This window comes from Micromonospora sp. NPDC023814 (assembly GCF_040639595.1).
GTDB lineage: Bacteria > Actinomycetota > Actinomycetes > Mycobacteriales > Micromonosporaceae > Micromonospora.
On sequence record NZ_JBFAAF010000141.1, the window covers coordinates 1 to 6,372 of the forward strand.

Consider the following 6,372-nt stretch of genomic DNA (forward strand, 5'->3'; position numbering starts at 1 on the left):
GGCCTTCCTGCATCACTACAATCACCACCGACCCCACACCGCAACCGGCGGCAAGCCGCCCATCACCAGGTTGACCAACGTCCCTGGGCAGTACATCTAGGTCGTTGGTCTCGGCGGTGATCACATTGTCCGCCGCCAGCAGTGGGTGCACCCCTTCGCCGCCGCCCGGCCGCAGGTAGTGGTGCAGGTTCCTGGTCAGGAACGTGAACCGATGTCCCGCTTCCCGGATCGCCCGGGGCAGCAAGGTGCTCATCGCACCGACCCAGCTCTCGACCAACAGCACATGACCCACCGCGCACTCCCGACGTTCGAGCGATCCCGGACCACCAGACGATAACGGTTTTCATTTGTGTTGTGTAGGGAGGGGCCGGGTAGGAGACACCGTGAGCCCTGCACCGTGGAAGCGATGGCAGGGCTCACCCAGGCGAACTACAGCTGCCCGAACCCCGCCGGGGCTGCCGGACCTACCGGGGCTGGGGCTGCAGCGAGTTCGGTACGCAGCTCCAGGCGCTTGGCCATGTTGAGCTTGGCCTCCCCGTACGGGGCGACGTGTGTCCAGAACAGCGGTGTGAGCCCGCGCCAGTCTTCCGGCGTGAGCGTGTGCGGCCAGGCGGGTTCGGCGAGGATGTCCTGCACGAGCAGGGTGTTGACGTAGGCGACGGCGGCCTGCAGTACGTGCAGGCACGCCACTGACAGTTCCTGCTCGTCGTGGCGGTTGGTGGCGATGTCGCCGCCCTTGCCGTAGAACAGCACCTGGTTGCCGCCGTTCCAGCCCTCGGCCACGTTTTTGCGCTGCGCTCGGGCGTCGATGCGGTGCACCGTGGCGATCAGCAGTTCCACCAGCGCGTCGGTGATCTCCCGCTCCCGCAGTCGCAGCAGCGCGGCCAGCAACGTCACCCGCAGCTGCGGGGTGTGCCGGGCCAGGTGCGACGGGGCCTCAACCATCGCCCGCGCCCGCCACCCGGCCAGGACCTTCGGCGCCACGTTCGCCAGCGCCGCGGCTGGTACGCCGACTGCCCGCACCGCGCGGAGCTTCTCGATCTCGGCCAGCATTGAGTCCAGGCTCACCGACCCGGGCACCGCCTTGATCGTCGCCAGCAGCGACGGCCCGTCATCATCGGCGCCGGCCAGCTCCTCCAGCCGGGCGAGCACATCCGCCGGTAGCCGGCCATGCACGCGGGCGCACAGCTCCTTCTCCGCCTGGTGCAGCGCCGAGCGCACCATCCGCTCGATGCGGCCGTCCGCCGGCGGCTCGATACGCCCGCGCCGGAACTCGGCCAGCAGCTCCTGCCGGACCAGGTCGAAGCGGCGCTCCTGGCCCGCGACCTCCGCGGCGAGCCACGCCGTCAGCTTGTCCGCGTCCGCCGTGGAGCACTCCCGGAACCCCAGATACCCCCGGATCGCGGCCCGGTGTCGCTCCGCCGTGCGCCCGTCCCACTCCACCAGGCCGATGTCACCGGCCGACACCTTCAACTGCCGGGCCATGAAGGCCACCGCGTGGTCGTGTAGCTCGCTGCGTCCACGCGGGAACCGGCCGTGCCGGGTGTAGAACTTCAGCCACGCCGCGAACACCAGCCGCGTGGCCTCATGTCGGCGCACGATGAGATCCAGCTCATCCGGCAGCAACGTCCAGTGCTCAACAAGGTCATCAAGGTCCAGAGGGGATCGGCTCACGAGCGATCATCCTGAGCACCCCATGACCAGCCGCGCACTACCACAAGCAAGATCAACTATTTGGCGGCTGGTGACACGTTCGTTACCGCCCCCCCTTGACGCGGATTCTCGCCGCGGTCAAGCGGGCACGGCGGCACCATGCCGCGGTCAAGGCCGAGGCGATCCGAGATGCGCTACGGGCCGACCACCTGGGCCAGCCGCCCGTCGTGACGACCGCGTATGCCGCCACGGTCCGCGCTCAGGTCGCTATCCTGACCACCCTCAACACCGAGATCAAGGCTCTGCATGAGCAGGTGAGGGCCCATTTTGGCCAGCACCCGGACGCTGATATCTACGTCAGCCAGCCCGGATTGAGCGCCGTGCTCGGCGCCCGGGTGCTCGCCGAGTTCGGAGACGACAAGACCCGCTACGCCAGCGCCAAGGCCCGCAAGAACTACGCCGGCACCAGCCCGATCACCCGTCAGTCCGGCAAGAAGAAGGTCGTGCTGGCCCGTCACGTGCACAACGACCGGCTCGTCGACGCGGTCGGTATGCAGGCGCTCACGGCCATACGTGCCTCACCCGGCGCCCGCCGCTACTACGACCAACTCCGTGCTCGCGGAGTCGGTCACCGCGCGGCGCTGCGCCAGCTCGGCAACCGACTCGTCGGCGTGCTCCACGGCTGCCTGAAAACCAAGACCACCTACGACGAAGAGACCGCCTGGCCCGACCTCACAGAACGCCTCGAACACGTCGCCGCTTGACAGCCAAAGCACATGGGATGTCTGCGCTGTGAGCGGCTGAACGGGCCCGCTGGCGGCTGCTCGCCGACGAACGGTCGATGAAGCCCCCACGGAACCCCCTACGAAAGGGGTCGACGCCGCCGAAGTCAGAAGGCGCCGCCGCCGGCGGCCGACGCTGACAGATCGCCCGGTTTCGGGCTGACAGATGCGGCGTGACCTGCCCTGTGAAGTTGCTGTGAGTGGGTATGGGCGCCGCCCGGGGCGGGTGCATCGAAAGGGGGTGTTTATGGGTTGGGGGTGGTGCAGCGGGCGTAGGTGTGGGCGAGTGAGGTGAGGGCGTGGCGGTGGGTGGGGTGGGTGGTGGTGAGGGTTTGGATGAGGGTGATGAGGGTGTATTTGGTGTGGGGGTTGTGGAGGTGGGTGGGTGGTTGGGCGAGGGTGGTGAGGAGGGTGGTCCAGGTTTTGTCGGTGGCTGGTTCGGTGGTGGTGAGGGTGGCGAGGGCGGTGAGGGTTTCTGGGTGGGGGTGGGGTTGGTGGAGGAGGTGGTGCAGGAGGAGGGTTTGTCGGCGGTGGGGGTGGGGTTCGGTGAGGTAGTGGTAGCCGAGGTCGTCGAGGTGGTGGCGGGCGAGGGTGAGCAGGGCGTGGTGGGTGGGCAGGTGGTGGGGTTGGTGGTGGCGGGTGGTGAGGATGTCGCGGTGTAGGGCGAGGCGGAGTTGGGATTGGTGCCAGTTGGGGCTGGTGAGCCAGTGGTGGAGGGCTTGTTCGGTGGTGGTGGGTAGGGGGTGTGTGGTGAAGGCGTCGAGGTCGGTCCAGAGTTGTTCGATGCCGTTGGCGGATGCTTCGGCGGGGTGGTGCCAGTGTCGGCGCCAGGTGTTGGTGTAGGCGGCGATGGTGGCGTGGGGATCGGTGTCGGTGTCGGTGTCGGTGTCGGTGGTGGTGGTGGGGGGGGTGGGGGTGGGGGTGGGGGTGGTGAGTAGTTGCGCGATGGTGCGTAGGTGGGTGGTCTGGGTGGTGGTGGGGTAGTGGGTGCGTAGGTGGTCGTCGGTGGCGTGGTCGGCGATGAGGGTGAGCAGTTTGTGCTGTTCGGCGTGGTGGACTTCGTGGAGCGCGGTGCTGAGTACCCGGTTGGTGTCGGGGGTGGTGAGTAGTTGTGGTGCGATGGTGAGGGTGTGCTGGTCGGGTTCGGTCTGCAGCATCGCGTCGCGGGCGGGGCCGGGTTCTGCGGTGGTGACCTGGATCGGTGGGAGGTTCACCTGTTCGGTGAGCCAGGTGACGAACTGTTGGATCGCGGCTAGCCGCCGGGATGGGCCGTTGGTGACCTCGGCGAGTACGAGCGGCCCGATCGTCGCGCGGAACTGCCGCACGAGTGCCGGGTCGGCCAGCCGGAACCAGTGATGCAACCGGCGTCCACCGACGATCGGCACGGTGTCTGTTCCGGGCCGTACCGACACCACCGCTGTGGGTTCGATCGCGTCTCGAACCCTTGCCGGCAGATCCCACAGCGCCCGTGCCCGCGCCCAGCCCGGCCCGTCCCCCGGGCTCGCACCCACCATCTCCTCGTCCGTTGTCGGAGCCGGTGGGGGTTGGCGGTCGAGCCAGTCGGTGGCCGCCTGCCGCTCGGGTGGGGACCACTCCGGGGGCACCACCGCCTGGTATCGCATGGCCTGGCCGTCCTTGCCCCGCTCGACGAGCAGGCCCAGCCTCCGCAACGCCTGCACGTACAGCCCGGCGGCGCGCGTGCCGGTGACTGCGGACTGGCCGAGAACGGTGGAGTCGACGATCTGGGCGGTCGTGAGTGGCTGGCGGTGACGCAGCATCGCCGCCCACACCACGACCGCGCTGCCCGGCACCACGCGCGGTGTCTGTTGGAGGGCTTCGTGCACCGCTGCTGGCACCGGCGGGGTGTTCGCGGAGGGCGCCGGTGGGGGTTGGCGCTCGAGCCAGTCGGTGGCCGCCTGCTGCTCGGGTGGGGACCACTCCGGGGGCACCACCGCCTGGTATCGCACGGCATTGCCGTCGTTGCCCCGCTCGACGAGCAGGCCCAGCCCCCGCAACGCCCGCACGTACCGTTTGGCGGTGCTCATGCCGGTGATCGCGGACTGATCGAGAATGGTGGAGTCGGTGATCTGGGTGGTTGTGAGTGGCTGGCGGTGACGCAGCATCGCCGCCCACACCACGACCGCGCTGCCCGGCACCACGCGCGGTGTCTGTTGGAGGGCTTCGTGCACCGCTGCTGGCACCGGCGGGGTGTTCGCGGAGGGCGCCGGTGGGGGTTGGCGCTCGAGCCAGTCGGTGGCCGCCTGCTGCTCGGGTGGGGACCACTCCGGGGGCACCACCGCCTGGTATCGCACGGCCTGGCCGTCTTTGCCCCGCTCGACGAGCAGACCCAACCCCCGCAACACCTGCACGTACAGCGCGGCGGCGCGCGTGCCGGTGATCGCGGACTGGTCGAGAACGGTGGAGTCGGTGATCTGGGCGGTCGTGAGTGGCTGGCCGTGACGCAGCATCGCCGCCCACAACACGACCGCGCTGCCCGGCACCACGCCCGGTGTCTGTTGGAGGGCTTCGTGCACCGCTGCTGGCACCGGCGGGGTGTTCGCGGAGGGCGCCGGTGGGGGTTGGCGGTCAAGCCAGTCGGTGGCCGCCTGCTGCTCGGGTGGGGACCACTCCGGGGGCACCACCGCCTGGTATCGCACGGCATTGCCGTCGTTGCCCCGCTCGTCGAGCAGACCCAGCCTCCGCAACGCCTGCACGTACCGCACGGCGGCGCTCGCGCTGGTGACTGCGGATTGGTCGAGAACGGTGGAGTCGGTGATCTGGGTGGTTGTGAGTGGCTGGCGGTGACGCAGCATCGCCGCCCACACCACGACCGCGCTGCCCGGCACCACGTTCGGTGTCTGTCGGAGGGCGTCGTGCACCGCTGCTGGCACCGGCGGGGTGTTCACGGAGGGCGCCGGCGGGGTGTTCGCGGAGGACGCCGGTGGGGGTTGGCGGTCGAGCCAGTCGGTGGCCGCCTGCCGCTCGGATGAGGACCACCCCGCGGGCACCACCGCCTCGTATCGCACGGCCTGGCCGTCCTTGCCCCGCTCGACAAGCAGACCCAACCCCTGCAACACCTGCACGTACAGCCCGGCGGTACGCGTGCCGGTGACCGCGGACTGATCGAGAACGGTGGAGTCGATGACCTGGGCGATCGTGAGTGGCTGGCCGTGACGCAGCATCGCCGCCCACACCACGACCGCGCTGCCCGGCACCACGCTCGGTGTCTGTTGGAGGGCTTCGTACACCGCTGCGGGCACCGGCGGGGTGTTCGCGGAGGGCGCCGGTAGGGGTTGGCGCTCGAGCCAGTCGGTGGCCGCCTGCCGCTCGGGTGGGGACCACCCCTGGGGAACCACCGCCTGGTATCGCACGGCCTTGCCGTCTTTGCCCCGCTCGACGAGCAGACCCAACCCCTGCAACACCTGCGCGTACAGCCGGGCGGTACGCGTGCCGGTGACTGCGGATTGGTCGAGAACGGTGGAGTCGGTGATCTGGGTGGTTGTGAGTGGCTGGCGGTGACGCAGCATCGCCGCCCACACCACGACCGCGCTGCCCGGCACCACGCGCGGTGTCTGTTGGAGGGCTTCGTACACCGCTGCGGGCACCGGCGGGGTGTTCGCGGAGGGCGCCGGTAGGGGTTGGCGCTCGAGCCAGTCGGTGGCCGCCTGCCGCTCGGGTGGGGACCACCCCTGGGGCACCACCGCCTGGTATCGCACGGCCTTGCCGTCCTTGCCCCGCTCGACAAGCAGACCCAACCCCCGCAACACCTGCACGTACAGCGCGGCGGTGCTCACGCTGGTGACCGCGGACTGGTCGAGAACGGTGGAGTCGATGATCTGGGCGGTCGTGAGTGGCTGGCGGTGACGCAGCATCGCCGCCCACACCACGAGCGCGCTGCCCGGCACCACTCTGTCTGCCTGTTGGAGGGCGTCGTGCA

General features: G+C 69.7%; 3 protein-coding genes and 1 pseudogene. 1 reads left to right on the forward strand and 3 read right to left on the reverse strand.

Translation table 11 applies throughout. The features are described 5' to 3' along the window. Together AB0G14_RS34240 and AB0G14_RS34245 are read right to left on the reverse strand one after the other, a co-directional pair. A pseudogene (locus AB0G14_RS34240) lies at nucleotides 1-292 on the reverse strand (hypothetical protein); the annotation flags it as partial. A 137-nt stretch (nucleotides 293-429) separates the two neighbouring features. Then, nucleotides 430-1,674, reverse strand: a complete 1,245-nt coding sequence (locus AB0G14_RS34245) for a DUF4158 domain-containing protein (RefSeq protein ID WP_357704719.1) — start codon at nucleotides 1,672-1,674, stop codon at nucleotides 430-432. Nucleotides 1,675-1,769: 95 nt separating this feature from the next. Here AB0G14_RS34245 and AB0G14_RS34250 point away from each other — a divergent pair, with 95 nt between their 5' ends. Then, a complete protein-coding gene (locus AB0G14_RS34250) occupies nucleotides 1,770-2,417 on the forward strand; it encodes a transposase (protein ID WP_357704721.1) in 648 nt (215 codons plus the stop codon). Between the two features lie 263 nt (nucleotides 2,418-2,680). Here the strand turns inward: AB0G14_RS34250 and AB0G14_RS34255 are convergent, their stop codons facing one another. Further along, nucleotides 2,681-6,343, reverse strand: coding sequence for a hypothetical protein (locus AB0G14_RS34255; protein WP_357704723.1), 3,663 nt, complete (start codon nucleotides 6,341-6,343; stop codon nucleotides 2,681-2,683). Between the last annotated feature and the right edge of the window lie 29 nt (nucleotides 6,344-6,372).